The 20,133-nt window shown below is 37.8% G+C and carries 9 protein-coding genes and 2 pseudogenes; 6 read left to right on the top strand and 5 right to left on the bottom strand.

The features are described 5' to 3' along the window. Nucleotides 1-60: 60 nt before the first annotated feature. From ACPWTF_RS04255 to ACPWTF_RS04235, 5 genes and pseudogenes are all read right to left on the bottom strand, one after another. Nucleotides 61-2,005 (bottom strand): annotated as a pseudogene (locus tag ACPWTF_RS04255) (OmpA family protein). 12 nt (nt 2,006-2,017) lie between these two features. Beyond that, nucleotides 2,018-2,935: a PorP/SprF family type IX secretion system membrane protein gene (locus ACPWTF_RS04250; RefSeq protein WP_427874561.1), complete on the bottom strand. Its 918-nt coding sequence runs from the start codon at nt 2,933-2,935 to the stop codon at nt 2,018-2,020. Nucleotides 2,936-3,073: 138 nt separating this feature from the next. After that, nucleotides 3,074-9,181 carry a gliding motility-associated C-terminal domain-containing protein gene (locus ACPWTF_RS04245; RefSeq protein WP_427874560.1) on the bottom strand — a complete coding sequence of 2,036 codons (6,108 nt, stop codon included), beginning with the start codon at nt 9,179-9,181 and terminating at the stop codon, nt 3,074-3,076. Beyond that, the gene (locus ACPWTF_RS04240; protein ID WP_427874559.1) at nt 9,159-13,448 is read right to left on the bottom strand and encodes a hypothetical protein; all 4,290 of its coding nucleotides are present in this window, start codon (nt 13,446-13,448) and stop codon (nt 9,159-9,161) included. Before ACPWTF_RS04240 ends, ACPWTF_RS04245 begins: the two co-directional genes overlap by 23 nt. A 54-nt stretch (nt 13,449-13,502) precedes the next feature. Next, nucleotides 13,503-14,135 (bottom strand): hypothetical protein, encoded by a 633-nt coding sequence (locus ACPWTF_RS04235; protein ID WP_427874558.1) that lies wholly within the window; start codon nt 14,133-14,135, stop codon nt 13,503-13,505. A 496-nt stretch (nt 14,136-14,631) separates the two neighbouring features. On the opposite strand from ACPWTF_RS04235, the gene ACPWTF_RS04230 reads away from it, so the two are divergent. The 6 genes and pseudogenes from ACPWTF_RS04230 to ACPWTF_RS04205 all read left to right on the top strand — a co-directional run bounded on the left by ACPWTF_RS04230 (nt 14,632) and on the right by ACPWTF_RS04205 (nt 20,062). Beyond that, entirely contained in the window at nt 14,632-15,120 is a 489-nt protein-coding gene (locus ACPWTF_RS04230) for a SixA phosphatase family protein (RefSeq protein ID WP_427874557.1), read from the top strand. A 2-nt stretch (nt 15,121-15,122) separates the two neighbouring features. Continuing rightward, nucleotides 15,123-17,201 (top strand): polyphosphate kinase 1, encoded by a 2,079-nt coding sequence (ppk1, locus tag ACPWTF_RS04225; protein WP_427874556.1) that lies wholly within the window; start codon nt 15,123-15,125, stop codon nt 17,199-17,201. A 33-nt stretch (nt 17,202-17,234) separates the two neighbouring features. Further along, nucleotides 17,235-18,124, top strand: a pseudogene (locus ACPWTF_RS04220) (Ppx/GppA phosphatase family protein). 13 nt (nt 18,125-18,137) lie between these two features. Beyond that, nucleotides 18,138-18,719: a TMEM175 family protein gene (locus ACPWTF_RS04215; RefSeq protein WP_320491937.1), complete on the top strand. Its 582-nt coding sequence runs from the start codon at nt 18,138-18,140 to the stop codon at nt 18,717-18,719. A gap of 3 nt (nt 18,720-18,722) precedes the next feature. Continuing rightward, entirely contained in the window at nt 18,723-19,283 is a 561-nt protein-coding gene (locus ACPWTF_RS04210; RefSeq protein WP_427874555.1) for a Crp/Fnr family transcriptional regulator, read from the top strand. Nucleotides 19,284-19,483: 200 nt separating this feature from the next. Further along, nucleotides 19,484-20,062, top strand: coding sequence for an NAD(P)H-dependent oxidoreductase (locus ACPWTF_RS04205; protein WP_427874554.1), 579 nt, complete (start codon nt 19,484-19,486; stop codon nt 20,060-20,062). Nucleotides 20,063-20,133: the final 71 nt, after the last annotated feature.

Below are 20,133 nucleotides of genomic sequence, written 5' to 3'. Positions count from 1 at the left end.
AAAAAAAGCTGTTCAAAATTTTGAACAGCTTTTTTTTAATTGCATATGATAGTGTGTTGATTACAAAGCCGTAATAATAAATTCGCTTCGTCTGTTGGCCTGATGCTCTTCTTCAGTGCATGGCACGCCGTCTGCGCATTTATTTACCAGTTCTGTTTCGCCATAGCCTTTTCCGGTTAGTCGGTTAGGGGCTATTCCGTTTTTAATAAGCCACTGAATGGTCGATTTGGCTCTTCTATCCGATAAAGCTTCGTTGTATTGATGAGAAGCTCTACTGTCTGTATGCGAACGGATATCCAGCTTCATGCTTGGATTGTCGTTTAAGACCACTAGTATTTTTTCCAGATCCAGCGCCGCTTCTGTTCTAATGTTAGACTTGTCCAAATCAAAGTAAATCATTTTGATTCCGAAACATTTTCCTAAATCATCACCCACAGTCACCTTGCAGGTTGATTTTTCAAGTGCAATCGGAAGATTGGTCTTGCCGCTTGTTTTATCTATTGTTATACTTACTTCTTTTGTAGCGAATTCAGGCTTTTCCGCCCTTACGAAATAGGTTTTTCCGCATTCCACATCAAAAGTGTACATTCCGGAACCGTCTGCAGCGGCAGAGTTTTTAAGGTTCATCTGGTCATCATACAGAGTGACTTTGGCTCCCGGAAGCGCAAGCCCCGTTTCTGCATCCGATATTATTCCGTACAGCTGTTGGATGCATTTTAGCCTTCTGGTTTCTAGGAACCTGTAGATATCATCAGAACCCTGTCCGCCATCTTTATTGGAAGTGAAAAACCCTCTTCTCGTTTCAGGATCAATGATGTACGCAAAGTCATCTTTTGGAGAATTGACATCTGCCCCGACATTCTGAATGTTGCTTACTTTTCCGCTATTGTCAATATTGGCGACAAAAACATCCAATCCTCCCAGACCCGGATGTCCGTCAGACGCAAAATAAATCTCGTTTTCAGAAGTTAAGTAAGGATACGTTTCTTTTCCTTCCGTATTAATCGTGTTTCCAAGATTTTGCGGATGGCCAAAGCCGCCATTTGAATTTATAGTTACTTTATACAGATCAGACTCTCCAAAAGATCCCGGCATATCGGAAGCAAAATACAGCGTTTTTTCATCTGGGCTCAAAGCCGGATGGCCTGTGCTGTAATTATTGCTGTTGAATGGAAGTTCGGCAATGCTGGTTCGATTTGCCGTCTTTTCCCAGTTCTGCTCTGTAAAGCTTGATTAAAGTGACTCTGCTTTCGTCCTTGCCTTTCTTGCCGCCAATATAGTTGTTTCTGGTAAAATAGACTGTTTTTCCGTCTCTGGTAAAAACAGGAGAAGCTTCGTGAAATTTGGTGTTTATGGCCGATTTAAATTTATTCACTTTTGATGCGGTTCCCGTTGCGGGATCCAGATCGGCATTATAAATATTGGTGAAATATTCTCCTGTCCATTTGTGTTTGCGCTGCACAAAATTTCCCGTATCCCGTGCAGATGCAAAGTAAATTTTATTGCTGTACACAAATGACCCGTAATCGGAGTATTGGCTGTTGATTCCAGCGTCTTCTATCTGGTACCTCCCAGAATTTGCCTTTATCTGGTCGAGATAGTTTATGTCTTCTCTGTAGAGCTTTCCTCTGCTGTCATTTTTTGAGACGGCATTGAATTCTTCCAGAAGCCTATTGGCTTTGCTGGTGTCTCCAGCCGATTTTAAAGATTGCGCGTATCTGAAATAATATTCCGGCTCCGGATTTGGATTCATGGCAAATAATTCGCCGTACCATTTTGCCGCGTTCTGGAAATCTGAATTGAAATAGTAGGCATTTCCCAGTTTTTTAAACATGTCTTCAGATCTGTAGCCTTTGGCCGCAACTTTTTCATAAGTCTTTATTGCATCGACATAGGCGTAGCTGTCATATTTTTTATCTGCAGCATTTATTTTTGCCTGCTGGGCATGGCTGCCGAATGAAAAAGCGCCTATGATTGCAGCGAAAAGTAGTGTATAGTTTTTCATGATGCCTTATTTTTAGAAGAAACGAGGAGTTGTCATTTTGCCTTTGTTGGAGAAGAATTCATAGCGCAGGAAGATCTCGTGCGAGCCTGAATTGTAATTGTTCAATTTGGTGGTTTCCCGATCGTAGCCATAGCCCAAATAAAGTCCGTCTGTGATCTGAAACCCAACCATAGCACTTAATGAAGCGCTCCATCTGTAGGCCGCGCCTATCATAAATTTATCGTAGAACATAAAATTCGCAGAAACATCTACCTGCAATGGCGCCCCTTGAACCATTTTGGTTAGTATGGCGGGCTTGAATTTTATGTACTGGTATTTGTCAAGATCGAATACGTAGCCTCCAATTAAGTAGTAGTTGATTCTGTCTTTATAGATGGCAACATCATTGTCGTCGTAACGGTTTGTTTCAATAAAGTTTGGAACAGACAGGCCAATGTATGCTTTGTCAGAATGCCAGTAGACTCCAGCCCCAACGTTTGGAGAGAACTTGCTGTTTAAATCTTGAAACTGGGGATTGCCCTGATCTGCAGGATTTAGTTTGTTTACATCCAAATTGAAGATATTTGCCGTTCCTTTGATGCCAAACGAAAGCTTAAAATCTGCAGAGGTCTGAATGGTGTAAGACAGATCCACTGAGATGTTGTTTTCATTTGTAGGGCCAATTTTATCATTGACCAACGAAGCTCCAATGCCTAATCTGCTATTATTTATTGGCGTATTGATTGAGAAGCTGCTTGTCTCTGGCGCTCCATCAAGACCAACCCATTGGGTGCGGTAAAGGCCAAATACGCTAAATACTCCACGGGAACCTGCATAGGCAGGATTTATGGCTATTGTATTGTACATATACTGGGTGTACTGCGCATCTTGCTGTGCATAACCTGAACATGTAACTAACAGAATGACGAAGAAAAATAATTTTGTTCTCATAGTAGATTTTATTAATTTAATAATTACTATTGACTATTTAAATCATTGTTTTTTAATTAATTGTGTTTTGGAATTAATCAAAAAAAATATAGATTTTTTAATACGCTGCAAATATTTATTTGCAGCGTATTTTAATTGCTATCTAGATAAATATAAATACCCGTCTAGTTTATGATCTTGAACATTGTTGTTTCCATCTAGAGATTTATACGTAATAATGTAAAAATAGGTTCCAGTTGGTAGTCCGTCAGATTGCTTAACAGTTGTTCTTCCTCGTGAAGTTCCATCAAAAGCATTTGTTGTATTGTTGTAATTTGTAGTTTCAAAAACTAAAATTCCCCAGCGATTATATATTTCAACAGTATTGCCTGGATAACAAGTTAGTTCATCAATATTGTCAATTTTGAAGAAATCGTTCATGTTATCACCATTAGGAGAGAAAGCATTATGCACTAACACATCACCACAAGCTAAGACTTTACAATCATCATTGATTTCCATGTTTAAAACTATGCTTCTTGGACAGTTTTGATCTGCTATTACATATTCAAAAACATAATTGCCTAATGCTAAACCAAACGGATTAAGAATGCCTCCTTGTAACGCATTGGTATTGTTTCTATCTTGCCAAACTCCTGTTGTAGGGCTTCCTTCAGGAAGTAGGCTACTTAAGTTAACCAATGTTGAATCATCATTACATGCTGTCGATCTGGTTTCAGTAACACCATTTGGAACTACTATAATAGTAATCGTTGCGGTGTCACAATTTTCAGAACTTAATTTATCACATATTCTATAGCTATAAGTATAAGTACCGGCAGGTGTTAGGCTGGATACATTTACATTTCCAGAATTGTCAATAGTAATGTTTGGATCTGTTTTAGTATTGTTACCTTCTGTAAGAAGTGTAAAGTTTACTAATTCAAGTGATGCGCGAGTTATTCCTTTTACATCATTACTCAATACATTGCCTACTAATCCAAAAGAATTACATCCAATATTATTGAAGTTGTCATCATTCGCTACTACTGGAGTAGGTGGTGCTGGCGGATCAAGAACGACTACTGTTACAATTGCGGTATCACAATTTCCAAAATCAGCTTTTTCGCAGATTTGATAAGTCAAAGTGTAAGTGCCACCTGGTGTGTTTGGTGCAACACTTATAGTTCCATCAGGGTTAATAGATATTGAACCTTTTGGATCTGGAATAGTTGTGGTTAGTGTTACATCATTTATATTTACTGGGCTACCATTTAATGTATCGTTAGTTAAAACGTTGCCTACAGTAGTTTGCGTTGCACTTGCTGTTATTGGTGCAGGAGTATCATCATTAGCCACTATTGCAAATGTTGGTCTTGCAGTACAATAAGGATCTGCAGGCGGATAACTAATTGTAATAGTCTCACTTGGATTAACAGTGAAAGTTACATTGGTAGTTGGACGTAATTTCTCAAATCCATCTGCTCCTTCAATCCATCTGTTGTTTTCAAAAATCCAGCCTGGCCAATCGATTCCTTTTCCTTGCTCGTCTACAACCGCTCCTGGCCACAATACACGACCACTTAATGGTAAATTGTTCATTGTTGTTACGACATTATTATTGCTGTCTGCCCAAGCAATGGTTACACCATTTACAGGAGTGAAGTTTACGGCTGTTACTACATAATCAATATATGGAACATCATTAACACATATTGAAGTTGCGGTAACGGTCATTACTGGAGCTTCAATTGTAACTGTAACCGTTGCAGTGTCGCAGTTATCTGTCTGATCGGCTTCGCAAATTTGATATACCATTGTTAGTGTTCCTACAGGAGCATTTGGTAGTACATCAACAGAACCATCAGGATTTAATTGTAAAAACTCGTTTGGTGTTACAGTTGTAATAATAACATCAGATGCAGTTATGGCATTTCCTTCTAAAGTATCATTTGGCAATACATTTAATACATTAGTTGTAGTATGGTTTACACCTGCAATTGAACCAGCATTATCATCATTGGCAACAATATCTTTGTAATCTTTACAGCTTACACCAAAGTCGGCATCTAAATGAACTAAATCTTCTGGAGTTACTGTTACAACATAACCACTGTCTGTTGTTGTTGTACAAACGGTATGCAATTGCAATTTGCTTGTTTTAGCAGTTATGTTTTTTCCAGATATTGAAGGAAGAACTTTTACTAAACCAGTTGCTCCTAAAGCAGCAGCCACAGCATCAAAGTTGGCATCTCTAACCAATTTGATCGTATAGTCTCCATAAGGATTTGCTGTCTCTGGACGATCTCTCCAGAATCCTTCGATACCTACTATAACTTCTTCATGATATCCGTTTGGACCATCGATTATTACATTGGCACTTAACGCATTTCCAAAACCTGCGGCATTTAATTCGCCATTGTTTTGTGGGCCAGTATAGCTTCCGTCTCCGTTAAGGTCAATCCATTCCCATTGGCTATAGTCAATTGAGCCATTTGAATCTGGAATGTTTTTGGTCACCACTCCATCATTATTGGCATCGTACCATTCATCTTGAATTCCATTATTGTTAAGATCATACCAAACATAATCTCCAAGAACTGGAAGGTTCGATTTTCCGTATTCAAAGTTATGAACTTGGAAAGCACATTCTTCAAGAGTAGTAAAGAACAAACTTGAATCAACTGGATATAGCTGATGTGCGCTATTTAAATTAGCATCTTGAACTTGTACCAAATAGCTTCCGGCAGGCATTCCTGTAAAGCTGTACATTCCATCGGCACCAGTAATACGCATTTGTATTGGACTAGTAGTTGTTCCTTGCGGAATCAATGTCACAGGCACATTTGCGATTGGAGCGTTAGTATCTACATTTATAATTTGTCCAGATATTTTAACTCTATAATCAGGCTCTGTAATCACAACTGTTGCAGTTGCTGTACAAGTTTGGTTTTCACCATTTACTACAGACGTTGCAGTAAGTGTATATGTTCCAGCTGGTAAATTAGTATTTCCAACGACCTCATTATTTTGATTTGTAATAACTACCGTAGCTCCAGGACTGCTAGTAACTGCTATAGAACCGTTTCTTTCTCCTTGACAGCTTACATTGGTAGCTATACCGCTCACAGAAACTTTATTTTCAACTGTAAAGGTTTGTACCAATTCAGTTTTATTTCCTGCACAATCTGTTAGCGTATAAGTTCTAGTTAAAATGTAAGATTCTCCATTACATCCGGTTCCTCCATTGTTAGTGTCGTTTACAGTAATATTTACAGTTCCACTACAGTTATCAGCCGCATCTTTTATGTCTTCTGGGCTTCCTGCTGGAATGTCTGCAGCATTTTGCAGATTAGCAACATCTGCTGGTGCAGTACCTGTCGGAGGGGTTGTATCTCTTACTGTAATAATTTGAGTATAAGAAATTGAATTTCCTCCACAATCACTTGTTGACCAGTTGCGAGTTAAGGTATATTCTGTACCGCATTCGTTTTTAATATCGCTTTTTGTTTCGCTGAAAACAATTGGCAAGTCTCCGTTGCAATTATCAGAAGCTTCCATATTGAATGGCTCTGGAACTGCATCACAAGAAACTGTAATATCTGAAGGCAATTCGCCAACGAAAGCAGGTTTTGTAGTATCCTGAATTGTTATTATCTGAGTGAAAGTTTCAGAAGTATTTCCGCAGTCGTCTTTTACTGTCCAAGTGTTGGTGTAAGTTCCAGCATTTCCGCAGTTTTCAGAAGCTACAAACTGTCCGCTTACTTTAGTGATATTAGAAACATCAGTATCACATAAGTCAGAAGCAATTGGGAATTGAGCCTGAGCAGCAGCAAGTCCTTCTGTATCGCTACACTCTAAAGTTGCGTTTAAAGTGCCAGCTTGAGTAGTCCATGTTGGCGCAGTTGTATCCTGAATTGTAATTATCTGAGTAAAGGTTTCAGAAGTATTTCCGCAGTCGTCTTTTACAGTCCAAGTATTGGTGTAAGTTCCTGCATTTTCACATCCTTCAGAAGCTGTAAACTGTCCGCTTACTTTAGTGATATTAGAAACATCAGTATCGCATAAGTCAGAAGCAATTGGGAATTGAGCCTGAGCAGCAACAAGTCCTTCTGTATCGCTACACTCTAAAGTTGCGTTTAAAGTGCCAGCTTGAGTAGTCCATGTTGGCGCAGTTGTATCTTGAATTGTAATTATCTGAGTGAAAGTGTCAGAAGTATTTCCGCAGTCGTCTTTTACAGTCCAAGTGTTGGTGTAAGTTCCTGCATTTCCGCATCCTTCAGAAGCTACAAACTGTCCGCTTACTTTAGTGATATTAGAAACATCACTGTCACAAGTATCCTTAGCTATTGGGAATAAAGATTGAGCATTTGCTAAAGCCTGTTCGTCACTGCATTCTATAGTTTTGTCTAAAGAAGCAGCTTGAGTTGTCCAAGTTGGAGCAGAATTGTCTTGCACTATTATGGTTTGACTTACAGGAAGTGAAACATTTCCACAAGCATCTTTCGCAGTCCATGTTCTTGTTTTGGTATAAGTTCCAGCACAATTTCCTTCTGTAGTACTATCTTCATAAGTCAATGAAGAGATCGTTCCACTGTCGTCACTTGCTGTTGCTTGCGCAAAAACAGGTTCTGCTGGACAATTGATAGTAGAAACTACAGGTAGTGGATCTATAACCGGTATAACAGAATCTCCATCGATAATAATTACAGTTTTTACGATGGTACATAAGTTAGCATCTTTAACCGTAACATTATAAGTTCCAGCTTTTAGTCCTGTAGCTGTAGCATCTGTCTGAACAGGATTAGTATCCCAAGAGTAAGTGTAAGGACTTGTTCCGCCAGATGGTATAACAGTTGCAGAACCTGTTGCTCCGCCACCACAAGCTACATTAACTTGCGTTGTTGTTGCGCTTAAAGGAGCTTGAGGCTGATTAATTGTTATTTCGCATGTTGTGGTATATCCTAATTTGTCAGTAACTTTTACAGAATGTAAACCTGCTGTTAAAGCAACTGCTTGAGCAGTAGTTTCATCATTATCCCAAAGGTAAGTATACTCTCCGTTACCGCCGACAGCTGTTACCGTCGCTTTACCAGTATTCCCTCCATAACATTTTACAGCGCTATCTTGCGAAATACTACATGAAAGTATATTAGGTTCTGTAATTAAAACAGTACATTCTGTAAAACAGCCGTTTGCATCGGTAACTTTTACGCTATGTGTTCCTGCATTTAAAGCTACTGCTTTAGGTGTATTTTCTCCATTATCCCATAAGTAAGTGTAAGTAGGAGTACCCCCAATTGGAGTTACAGTTGCCTCACCATTGCTTAAACCATTTGAAGTCACAGGTTTATTTTGTACAACAGAGCATGATAAAGCAGCACCTGGCTGTATTATGGTTACAGAAAGAGGTGCAGTAGAACATCCGTTTGCATCTTTCACGGTTACAGTATAAGTTCCTGCAATAAGTCCAGTTCTATCTTCAGGATCATTAATTCCTGCAAGATCGGCCCAGTCGTAAGTATAAGGCGCTACACCTCCAGAAGCTGTTATATTTATTGCTCCTGTTGAAGAGCCAAAACACAATACATCAGTTTGTGAAGTTTTAGCTACGGCTACTGCTGAAGCAGGCTGTGTAATTGTAATGGCAAGAGGCGCTGCAGCACATCCATTTGCATCTTTCACGGTTACGGTGTAAGTTCCTGCAATAAGTCCAGTTCTGTCTTCAGAATCGTTAGTTCCTGCAAGATCGGCCCAGTCGTAAGTGTAAGGCGCTACACCTCCAGAAGCTGTTATATTTATTGCTCCTGTTGATGATCCAAAGCACAATACGTCAGTTTGGGAAGTTTTAGCCACGGCTACTGCTGAAGCAGGCTGTGTGATTGTAACGGCAAGAGGAGCGGCAGAACATCCGTTTGCATCTTTCACAGTTACAGTATAAGTTCCGGCAATAAGTCCAGTTCTGTCTTCAGGATCATTGGTTCCCGCAAGATCAGCCCAATCGTACGTATAAGGCGCTACGCCTCCAGAAGCTGTTATATTTATTGCTCCTGTTGAAGAGCCAAAACACAATACATCAGTTTGGGAAGTTTTAGCCACGGCTACTGCCGAAGCAGGCTGCGTAATGGTAATGGCAAGAGGCGCTGCAGAACATCCGTTTGCGTCTTTCACGGTTACGGTGTAAGTTCCTGCAATAAGTCCAGTTCTGTCTTCAGGATCAGTTGTTCCTGTAAGGTCTGCCCAGTCATAAGTATAAGCGTCCGACACCTCCAGAAGCTGTTATATTGATGGCTCCTGTTGAAGAGCCAAAACACAATACATCAGTTTGAGAAGTTTTGGCAACGGCTACTGCTGAAGCAGGCTGTGTAATTGTAACGGCAAGAGGAGCGGCAGAACATCCGTTTGCATCTTTCACAGTTACAGTATAAGTTCCTGCAGGCAATGCTGTTCTGTCTTCAGGATCAGTGGTTCCCGCAAGATCAGCCCAATCGTATGTATAAGGCCCAACTCCTCCAGAAGCTGTTATGTTAATGGCTCCAGTTGAAGTTCCGAAACACAATACATCAGTTTGGGAAGTTTTAGCCACAGCTAAGGCAGAAGCAGGCTGTGTAATTGTTACGGCAAGAGATGCAGCAGAACATCCGTTGGCATCTTTTACGGTTACAGTGTAAGTTCCTGCAGGCAATGCTGTTCTGTCTTCAGGATCAGTGGTTCCAGCAAGATCAGCCCAATCGTAAGTATATGGGGCTACACCTCCAGAAGCTGTTATGTTTATTGCTCCTGTTGAAGAGCCAAAACACAATACGTCAGTTTGAGAAGTTTTAGCCACGGCTACTGCCGAAGCAGGCTGTGTAATGGTAACGGCAAGAGGCGCTGCAGAACATCCGTTTGCATCTTTCACAGTTACGGTGTAAGTTCCTGCAATAAGTCCAGTTCTGTCTTCAGGATCAGTGGTTCCTGCAAGATCAGCCCAGTCGTAAGTATAAGGCGCTACACCTCCAGATGCTGTTATATTGATTGCTCCTGTTGAAGAGCCAAAACACAATACATCAGTTTGAGACGTTTTAGCAACGGCTACTGCTGAAGCAGGCTGCGTAATGGTTACAGAAAGCGGTGCGGCAGCACATCCGTTGGCATCTTTAACGGTTACGGTATAAGTTCCTGCAGGCAATGCTGTTCTGTCTTCAGGATTAGTGGTTCCCGCAAGATCAGCCCAGTCGTAAGTATATGGCACTACACCTCCAGAAGCTGTTATGTTGATGGCTCCAGTTGAAGCTCCAAAGCATAATACATCAGTTTGGGAAGTTTTAGCCACGGTTACTGCTGAATCAGGCTGCGTAATGGTTACAGAAAGCGGTGCTGCAGAACATCCGTTTGCGTCTTTCACAGTTACGGTATAAGTTCCTACAATAAGTCCAGTTCTATCTTCAGTATCATTAGTTCCTGCAAGATCAGTCCAGTCGTAAGTATATGGCGCTACACCTCCAGAAGCTGTTATATTGATGGCTCCTGTTGATGATCCAAAGCACAATACGTCAGTTTGCGAAGTTTTAGCCACGGCTACTGCTGAAGCAGGCTGCGTAATGGTTACAGAAAGAGGCGCGGCAGAACATCCGTTTGCATCTTTCACGGTTACGGTGTAAGTTCCTGCAGGCAGCGATGTTCTGTCTTCAGGATCATTAGTTCCCGCAAGATCGGCCAAATCGTAAGTATATGGCGCTACACCTCCAGAAGCTGTTATGTTGATCGCTCCTGTTGAAGCGCCAAAGCACAATACATTAGTTTGAGACGTTTTAGCAACGGCTGCTGCTGAAGAAGGCTGCGTGATTGTAATGGCAAGAGGAGCGGCAGAACATCCGTTTGCGTCTTTCACGGTTACGGTGTAAGTTCCTGCAGGCAATGCTGTTCTATCTTCAGTATCATTAGTTCCTGCAAGATCAGCCCAGTCGTAAGTGTAAGGCGCGACACCTCCAGAAGCTGTTATGTTGATTGCTCCTGTTGAAGAACCAAAGCATAATACGTCAGTCTGAGACGTTTTGGCCACGGCTACTGCTGAAGCAGGCTGTGTTATGGTTACAGAAAGCGGCGCGGCAGAACATCCGTTTGCGTCTTTCACGGTTACAGTATAAGTTCCTGCAATAAGTCCAGTTCTGTCTTTAGTATCATTGTTTCCTGCAAGATCAGCCCAGTCGTAAGTATATGGCGCTACACCTCCAGAAGCTGTTATGTTGATGGCTCCTGTTGAAGATCCAAAGCACAATACATTAGTTTGAGACGTTTTAGCAACGGCTGCTGCTGAAGAAGGCTGCGTGATTGTAATGGCAAGAGGAGCGGCAGAACATCCGTTTGCGTCTTTCACGGTTACGGTGTAAGTTCCTGCAGGCAATGCTGTTCTATCTTCAGTATCATTAGTTCCTGCAAGATCAGCCCAGTCGTAAGTGTAAGGCGCGACACCTCCAGAAGCTGTTATGTTGATTGCTCCTGTTGAAGAACCAAAGCATAATACGTCAGTCTGAGACGTTTTGGCCACGGCTACTGCTGAAGCAGGCTGTGTTATGGTTACAGAAAGCGGCGCGGCAGAACATCCGTTTGCGTCTTTCACGGTTACAGTATAAGTTCCTGCAATAAGTCCAGTTCTGTCTTTAGTATCATTGTTTCCTGCAAGATCAGCCCAGTCGTAAGTATATGGCGCTACACCTCCAGAAGCTGTTATGTTGATGGCTCCTGTTGAAGATCCAAAACACAATACGTCAGTTTGGGAAGTTTTGGCAACGGCTACTGCCGCGGCAGGTTGTGTAATTACAACGCCATTTATATTTGCAGAACATCCATTTGCATCAACAACTTTGATATTGTAAGTTCCAGCAGGTAAACTCTGTAAAGTATTTACGGTTGTTTCTCCGTTAATGTAATACTTAAACGGACCCGTTCCGTTTGTTACATTAATCTGAATTTTACCATCATTACCGCCAAAACAAGTAACATTGCTTGTTGTTCCAAGTGCAACAGTGTAGAATGGAGGCAAAACGATATTAGAAGTTACAAAGTCTCGATTGGCATACCACCATGTATTGATGGTATTTAAATTTCCATATTGAGGCGAACCATTATTACTGTCGTTAAACCCATTCCATCTATGGCAATTACTTGGAGGAGTACCATTTGGTGTACAGCCAGTAAGATTTACTTTGGCGTCAAAAGTACCTCCAGTATAAGTAATATTGCTGTCGTCCCAGTAGAATTTTAAAACATATCCAGATGGAGCCGCAGGTCTAACGGTTGTACAGGAGAAACCATATTGATTTTCTTCTACATCATATATCGGGAAATGAAAAGCAGCTTGTCCAAAAGTAACGACTATTGGTATCGAGGTGCCTTGTGCGATAGTGTTTCCTAAACCATCTTTTCCATTCCATGGAACACTGACAGCATAAGGAGGAGCTCCCGATGCTGTAACAGTTTGGGTAGTTAATACATCTTTTGTACCTGGAGTATAAATTCCATCTCCACCGTTAAAGTCAAGAAGTATTTCGATAGTTCCGCTTTTAAAAACACTAATGTTTATATTGCTTTCGCCAATACCACAATTGGTAATTCCGTTAATTTGTATGTTACCGTTATAGGTTCCATTTTTCCATATATTAATATCAGGATCATTTAAGAAAACCTCATATTTTGGACTCATTTGCGTAGCATTCGGTGCGTTATAAATACTTTTTTGATCATTAGCCGCATTTCCTGAATTTCCAGGGCCTGTATTATTAAAAGCCACATTGAAATACCAAGGTCTGAAACCAGCACCATTAAAATTGATTTTATTCACAAAACCGTTTTGAGTAACAGCCCCGGTTGTAGAACCGTTATCTGGAGCAAAAACATAAAAAGCACCATTAAAGTCAGTATCAACATCATCCATAGCAAAAGCCCAGCGTTTTGAGTAAATACGTCCAGGAATTGATTTGTTTGAACTATTGGCAACGGTAATATCGTAATAGTTATAGTAAATTTCAGTACTGCTACCATCAGTTGTGCTCTCAAATTCGATATAGTAATCACCAGCAGGCATGCCATTTGGATTAAAAACTATAGGAGTATATCCAGCAGAAGTAACTCCATCGATACCATTTGGACCATTTTGAGCTCTTGTAAGTCTTTGGGCTTCAGTACCTGTTATGTTCGATGAGGTGCCATCCAAAGTATAGTTTGCAAATGCTACACTTCCATCGGGTCTAATGATTCTAAATCTAGAAGTAATTTCAGTGCCAGTTGGACTTGATCTTCTAGCTCTGCTAAAACCTAAATATACTTTTTCGCTATTTGGGTTTTGAATTCGAATATACAATCGCTGTGCATCTGTCGAACCATATCTACCAAAACTTCCATAAGTGCTATTGTTTATCGCAAGTGAAGCCCTATGATTAATGTCAGGAGTTGTTTGTTTGCTTCCTTCTCCAGCATAAACATTAAGAAACAAAATGCTCAATAGAAAACTTAGAAGGAATTTTATTCTTTTTTCGAAAGTAAAGTTTTTCATATTAAAATGTTTAATATTGATATAATATTTTAACTAACTGAAAACGATTTGCACCTACATAGAGTAGTAAAAAGCACTTAATGTTTTGGGAGTTGTATTATTTTTTAGGTCTAATACTGGCGCAGTAAAGCCAATTCCCTTTGTCTTTTTTGGAGGAATATAAGTATGCACAACAGTTTGGCTTTTACTGTCGGGACAAGTGGTAGAAGTTACTGTGACCGAAGTGCCGTTCCATTGATCGAGTGTAGAAATATCAGCCAAGCTTAATTTTACATAAAACTCAGCAGTTTCTCCTGGAGAAAGTGTAAGTGTTTTATTCATGGGAGCATAATTTTTGCTCTCAAGTCTATTGTTCATTAAAACATTGCTTTTTGTAGTACTGCCATCAGGGTTTTCTGGAAAATTTGAAAAGTTCTCAGCAGACAGTTGATACGTATCCGTATTACTTCCAGTATTTTTAACCTGCAGTAAAAACGAAACTTCAAAACCATTGTACTTTTGATAATTCTCTCCGTCAATAGTTATCTCAGAATTACACGAACCAGATTGCGAAAACGCAATTGAAGTAATTAATAAGCAAAGCAGATTAAAAATGTTTTTGCTAAAGATATTTTTCTTCGAGAAAAAAATAAACTTACAATTGCTTACAAATTTTACTGCTTTTTCAAGAGTAGATTTTGTTTTCATAACTTAAGATTTAGTTTTAAAGTATTTATGAAATTTTAACAGAATCAAAGTTATATTAGAGTTTTTCTAATATTATTTTTTTATCTATAACTAACCTAAAAACTCGTTGAAGTGTTGTTTTTTTGTCAAAAATTGCCTCAAAAACACTTTTTTTTAACTCTAAAAAGTGAAATTTTTTCGTACATTTTTTTGCTTTATTAGTTAAAATTGGTTTATTTGAAATATTATAAATAGCTAATAATCAAATATTTAGTTAAAATATTACGAACTATCCCATTATCGACTAAATACTAATTTTATAGATAAAGTACATAAAATGCAATTTTTATTTTTCTATTATTTTATAAATGTTAACATTTTACGAATTGTTTATTCCTGTTAAAATTTCGTTATAATGTTAACAGAAATAAAAAAAGGATAAGGTTTAAAATTTCTTTTGTAAATTAGAACTTAATTAAAAATAGCCTGCAATTCAGGTTTTTAAATTCTGCTGTTTATGAAAAATCTTATTTTAATTCGTCATGCGAAATCTAGCTGGGAAGCACCATTAAAAGATTTTGATCGTCCGTTAATGAAAAGGGGAATTTTAGATGCGCATGATGTTTCATTAAATATTTCAGAGTATCTACCTAAAACATATATAATGTGGAGCAGTACAGCTGCGAGAGCCTCAGAAACTGCTTTGATTTTTGCGCAAAACATATCTTATCCTCTAGAAAGTATTGTTTTTAGAGATGATTTATACACTTTCGATGAAAAACAACTCGAAAAAGTTATTAAATCGTGTGATAATAGTTTTGAAAGCGTTATTCTTTTCGGACATAACGAGGCTATTACAAATTTTGTTAATAAATTTGGGGATGTTTTTATAGAAAATGTTCCAACTTCGGGCTTTGTATCATTGCAATTTGATGCCGACAGTTGGGATACGATCCATAAGGGCAAAACACATAAAACTATTTTCCCCAAAGATTTAAAAGAATAACAGTGTACGAACAGAAATATATCGATAGAGAAAAAAGCTGGTTAGCGTTTAATGCAAGAGTACTTCAAGAAGCTGCAGATAATACAGTGCCACTTTTAGACAGACTGCGTTTTGTTGGAATTTTTTCAAACAATTTAGACGAATTTTTTAGAGTTCGATACGCGGCCATTCGGCGATTAAGCCTCTCGGGTATTTCTGGCGAAAAATATTTAGGCGGTATTTCTGCGCATCAATTGATTAAAGATATTACCGAAATCGTTATTCAGCAACAATCTGAAAGTTTGCGTATTCTTGGCAATATTGAAGCAGAGCTTGAGTCTGAGAATATTTTTATCATAAATGAAACACAGATTACACCAAAACAAGAATGTTTCTTAAAAGACTTTTATAACCAAAAATTAAGTCCAGAGTTAGTAACTATCATTTTAAATGATCTAGCCGTTTTTCCAATTCTTAAAGACACTTTAGGCTATCTGGCTGTTCGTTTAGAATTGGCTAATGATGAGGTTCGCTATGCTTTAATAGAAATTCCAAAAACCATCAACAGGTTTGTTGTACTTCCTTCTGATGACGAAAAACAATATGTTATTTTAATTGATGATGTTATTCGTTTCAAACTGAAAAACATCTTTAATATATTTGATTATAAGAGTGTTTCTGCCCACATGATCAAAATTACCCGCGATGCACAATTAGATATAGATAGTGATTTGAGTAAAAGTATGCTCGAAAAAATCGCTTCTTCTGTAAAAGACCGTCGTATTGGAGAGCCTGTTCGTTTTATTTACGATAATTTAATTGAAGAAGATACACTCCAGTTTTTCTTAGATAAAATGAAAATTGTAGAAACAGATAGTATAATTCCGGGAGGAAGATATCATAATCGTCGCGATTATATGAGTTTTCCAAACCTTGGCAGATACGATTTATTATACAAACCAAATGAACCTATGCCAGTTCCTGGTTTAAGTTTAGAAGGTAGTATTTTAGAAAAAATCAGTAAAAAAGATTATTTGGTTCATGCACCTTATCAGTCGTTTTCTTATTTGACCAAATTTTTGCGTGAAGCTGCTTTAAATCCGAAAGTTACAAGCATCAAAATTACCTTATATCGATTAGCTAAAAATTCGCAAGTAATTAGTTCTTTAATAAATGCGGCTAAAAATGGTAAAAGAGTAGTAGTGCAAATCGAACTTCAAGCACGTTTTGATGAAGCTTCGAATATCTCTTATGCAGAACAAATGCAGACAGAAGGCATTGAACTTATTTTTGGTATTAAAGGATTAAAAGTTCACAGTAAAATTTGTGTAATCGAAAGATTAGAAGAAGGTAAAAACCGCCGTTACGGATTCATTTCAACTGGAAACTTCAACGAATCTACAGCTAAAATCTATACCGACGTAACGCTTTTAACTTGCCATCAAGGAATATTAAAAGATACGTCAAAAATATTTGAGTTTTTCGATATCAATTATAGAGTTCATAGATACAAGCATTTAATTGTTTCTCCTCATTATACAAGGACTAAATTTATAAAACTGATCGATCGTGAAATTCTACATGCTCTTGCGGGTAGAAAAACACACATCAAATTAAAAATGAATAGTTTGTCTGATTTTAAAATGATCGATAAATTATACGAAGCAAGTAATGCAGGGGTAAAAATCCAGCTTCAAGTAAGAGGAATTTGCTCTTTAATTCCGGGAATTCCAGGAATGAGCGAAAACATAGAAGCAATAAGTATTGTAGACAATTACTTAGAGCATTCGAGAGTTTACATTTTCGGAAACGCAGGTTTAACCGAAGTATACATTTCATCTGCCGATTTTATGACTAGAAACCTTGATGGAAGAGTGGAGGTAACCTGTCCAATTTATGACCTGGAAATTAAGAAAGAATTGATCGATAACTTCAATATTGCGTGGAAAGGAAACGTAAAAGTAAGATATCATTCATACAAATTAGATAATAAATATAAGCCGAAAAATCATCATGCCCCATTTAGAGCACAATTTGAAACCTATAAATATTATCAGAATAAAGTAGCAATATTAGAAGAGGTTCCTCAAAAAGTAAATTAATAATAAATACCAATTTCAAATCATAAAGTGAGCATGATTAATATTAGGAAGTTTGCAGCGATAGATATCGGTTCGAATGCCATGAGGCTTTTGATCGCTAACGTTGTGGAACAAGAAGGCAAAGAACCGCAGTTTAACAAAAGTTCCCTTGTTCGTGTACCAATTCGTTTAGGACAAGACGCCTTTACAGTTGGAGAAATTTCACCAGAAAATATAGATCGAATGGTTGATGCCATGAAAGCATTCAACCTTTTGATGAAAGTACATAAAGTAGAGCGTTATATGGCATTTGCAACTTCTGCAATGCGCGAAGCCTATAATGCAAAAGAAGTGGTGGCTTTAATTAAGAAAAAAGCCGATATTAAAATCGAGATCATCGACGGTAAAAAGAAGCCGCAATTATTGCTTCTACAGATTTGCATCATTTAATTAAATCGGATGAAACGTATCTTTTTGTTGACGTTGGAGGTGGAAGTACCGAGTTTACCTTATTCTCTGATGGAAAAATGATTACGTCAAGGTCTTTCAAAGCAGGAACCGTTCGTTTATTGAACAATATGGTTCATGATTCAGTTTGGGATGAGATCGAAAAATGGATTAAAACCAATACAGCCGATTACGAAGAGGTTACGCTGATAGGTTCTGGAGGAAACATCAATAAGTTGTTTAAAATGTCTGGAAAACAGCAAGAAAAGCCGCTTTCGTACATTTATGTTAACTCGCAGTATGCATTTTTAAATTCGTTAACTTACGAACAGAGAATTGCCGAATTAGGCTTAAACTCCGACCGTGCCGACGTAATTATCCATGCCACTCGTATCTATCTGAATGCGATGAAATGGAGTGGTGCGCGCCAGATTTATGTTCCTAAAATCGGACTTTCTGATGGTATCGTAAAAGCAATGTACTACGGTAAAATTTAATACTATTTTTTTAATGAATAAAGGCAGACTAGAAGCTTTTAGTGATGGCGTTTTGGCAATCATTATTACGATTATGATTTTGGAAATTAAAGCGCCAGAAGGACATCAATTTGCAGATTTAAAACCGCTTATCCCGAAGTTTTTAAGTTATATTTTGAGCTTTATTTATGTTGGAATATATTGGAATAATCACCACTATTTGCTTCATGGATTATTAAGAGTAAACGGAAAAATCTTATGGAGTAATCTTCACTTTTTGTTTTGGCTTTCTTTAATCCCAGTTTCTACCGCTTGGATGGGAGAACATAATTTTGAAAAGGCTGCAATGACAATGTATGGCGTTGTGCTACTTCTTTCTGCAATCTCCTATATTATTTTGCAATATACCATTATGTGCAGTGAAGGAAAAGATTCTGCTTTAAGAAGAGTGCTTAAAAAAGATTATAAAGGAAAAATCTCCTTAGTTTTATATGTAATCGGAATTGTTACTGCATTTTACAATCAGTGGATTTCTGGAGCTGCTTACTTTACAGTGGCAATGTTATGGCTTATTCCAGACAAAAGAATCGAGAACATTTTTGCTTCAAACGAATAACTTATGAAATCTGTTTTTCAGTCCATTCAAGATTTCTCTGCTCATGAATTAAGTCTTTTAGACGATTTAATTACATTTCGGACATTGAAAAAAGGAGAACTTTTATTGACTGAAAATCAGGTTTGCAACGAAATAGTTTTTATAGAAAAAGGAATTCTGCGATCCTTTTTTGTCAATCATAAGGGAGACGAAATTACCAATTGTTTTGCTTTCGAAAATGAATTTATGGCTTCTTTCGCCAGTTTTATTACCGAAGAAAAAGCAGAGGAAAATATTCAGGCTTTAACCGATACAGAATTGCAAATTCTAGACCGAAAAGCTTTAGAAAAACTCTACCAATCAGGATTCAATTGGCAGGAAACTGGTAGGAAATTAACCGAATTGGAATTTGTAAACCTGCATAAAAGAATGATTTCTTTTCAGAAATTATCTGGAGCACAGCGTTACGAAGAGCTTTGCCAGAATCATCAAAAGTATATTCAGTTAATTCCTTTACAATATTTAGCTTCTTATTTAGGAATAACGCCAAGGCATTTAAGTCGAATTCGTAAAGCTATTTTATAAACTTTGAATTTTTGTTTCACGCAGATTTAAAATGATTTAAGCAGATTTTTTTTAATTCTATTTATTCTGATATTAAAATCTGCGCAAATCTTGACAGTCTTCAAAATCTGCTTTATTTGCAAAATCTGCGTAAAAAAAGAATAGGACATTTGTCCTATAAAAGAAAATGTACTAATAGTATTTTTGATAAAACATTTCACATGAAAAAAATACTAATTATAAACGGACACCCAAATGCCGAAAGCTTCAATTTCGGAATTGCAGAATCGTATCAAAAAGGTGCAATTGCTTCCGGTGTACAAGTAGAAACCATCACAATTGCCAATTTAAACTTCAACCCAAATCTTAAATTCGGTTATCAAAAACGAACAGATTTAGAACCCGATTTATTAGAATCTTGGGAGAAAATAAAAAGAGCAGATCATTTAGTTTGGATTCATCCCGTTTGGTGGGGCGGACTTCCAGCGATAACGAAAGGGTTTATCGATCGATTATTTTTGCCTGGAATGGCTTTTCAATACCGTGAAAATTCAGTATGGTGGGATAAATTATTAAAAGGCAAAACAGCTCACATTATTACAACCCTAGATCAGCCAAGCTGGTATTATCGTTTCTTTTTTGGAAGACCAAGTGTTAATCAATTAAAAAAATCTACTTTAGAATTCTGCGGCGTAAAACCAGTTAAAGTAAGCTACATCGGAATTGTAAAAGGCTCGAATGATGAACAAAGAAAAAAGTGGCTAGATAAAGTTTACAATTTAGGGTTCAAAAATAAATAATTTTAGTAATTATTTTAATAACATGAAATAGAAAAAAATAGAATTTAAAAAGAAAAATTCGTGAATTTGTG

It is taken from the genome of Flavobacterium sp. MMS24-S5 (assembly GCF_050320125.1).
Classification (GTDB): domain Bacteria; phylum Bacteroidota; class Bacteroidia; order Flavobacteriales; family Flavobacteriaceae; genus Flavobacterium; species Flavobacterium tyrosinilyticum.
Note: the sequence above shows the minus strand (reverse complement) of the source record. Positions and strands in the feature narration are given on the sequence as shown.

What these genes read in the sequence shown, in the direction of transcription:
- ACPWTF_RS04250 (WP_427874561.1), bottom strand. Translation starts at nt 2,935, where the DNA reads ATGAGAACAAAATTATTTTTCTTCGTCATTCTGTTAGTTACATGTTCA.
- ACPWTF_RS04240 (WP_427874559.1), bottom strand. Translation starts at nt 13,448, where the DNA reads ATGAAAAACTTTACTTTCGAAAAAAGAATAAAATTCCTTCTAAGTTTT.
- ACPWTF_RS04235 (WP_427874558.1), bottom strand. Translation starts at nt 14,135, where the DNA reads ATGAAAACAAAATCTACTCTTGAAAAAGCAGTAAAATTTGTAAGCAAT.
- ACPWTF_RS04230 (WP_427874557.1), top strand. Translation starts at nt 14,632, where the DNA reads ATGAAAAATCTTATTTTAATTCGTCATGCGAAATCTAGCTGGGAAGCA.
- ACPWTF_RS04215 (WP_320491937.1), top strand. Translation starts at nt 18,138, where the DNA reads ATGAATAAAGGCAGACTAGAAGCTTTTAGTGATGGCGTTTTGGCAATC.
- ACPWTF_RS04210 (WP_427874555.1), top strand. Translation starts at nt 18,723, where the DNA reads ATGAAATCTGTTTTTCAGTCCATTCAAGATTTCTCTGCTCATGAATTA.
- ACPWTF_RS04205 (WP_427874554.1), top strand. Translation starts at nt 19,484, where the DNA reads ATGAAAAAAATACTAATTATAAACGGACACCCAAATGCCGAAAGCTTC.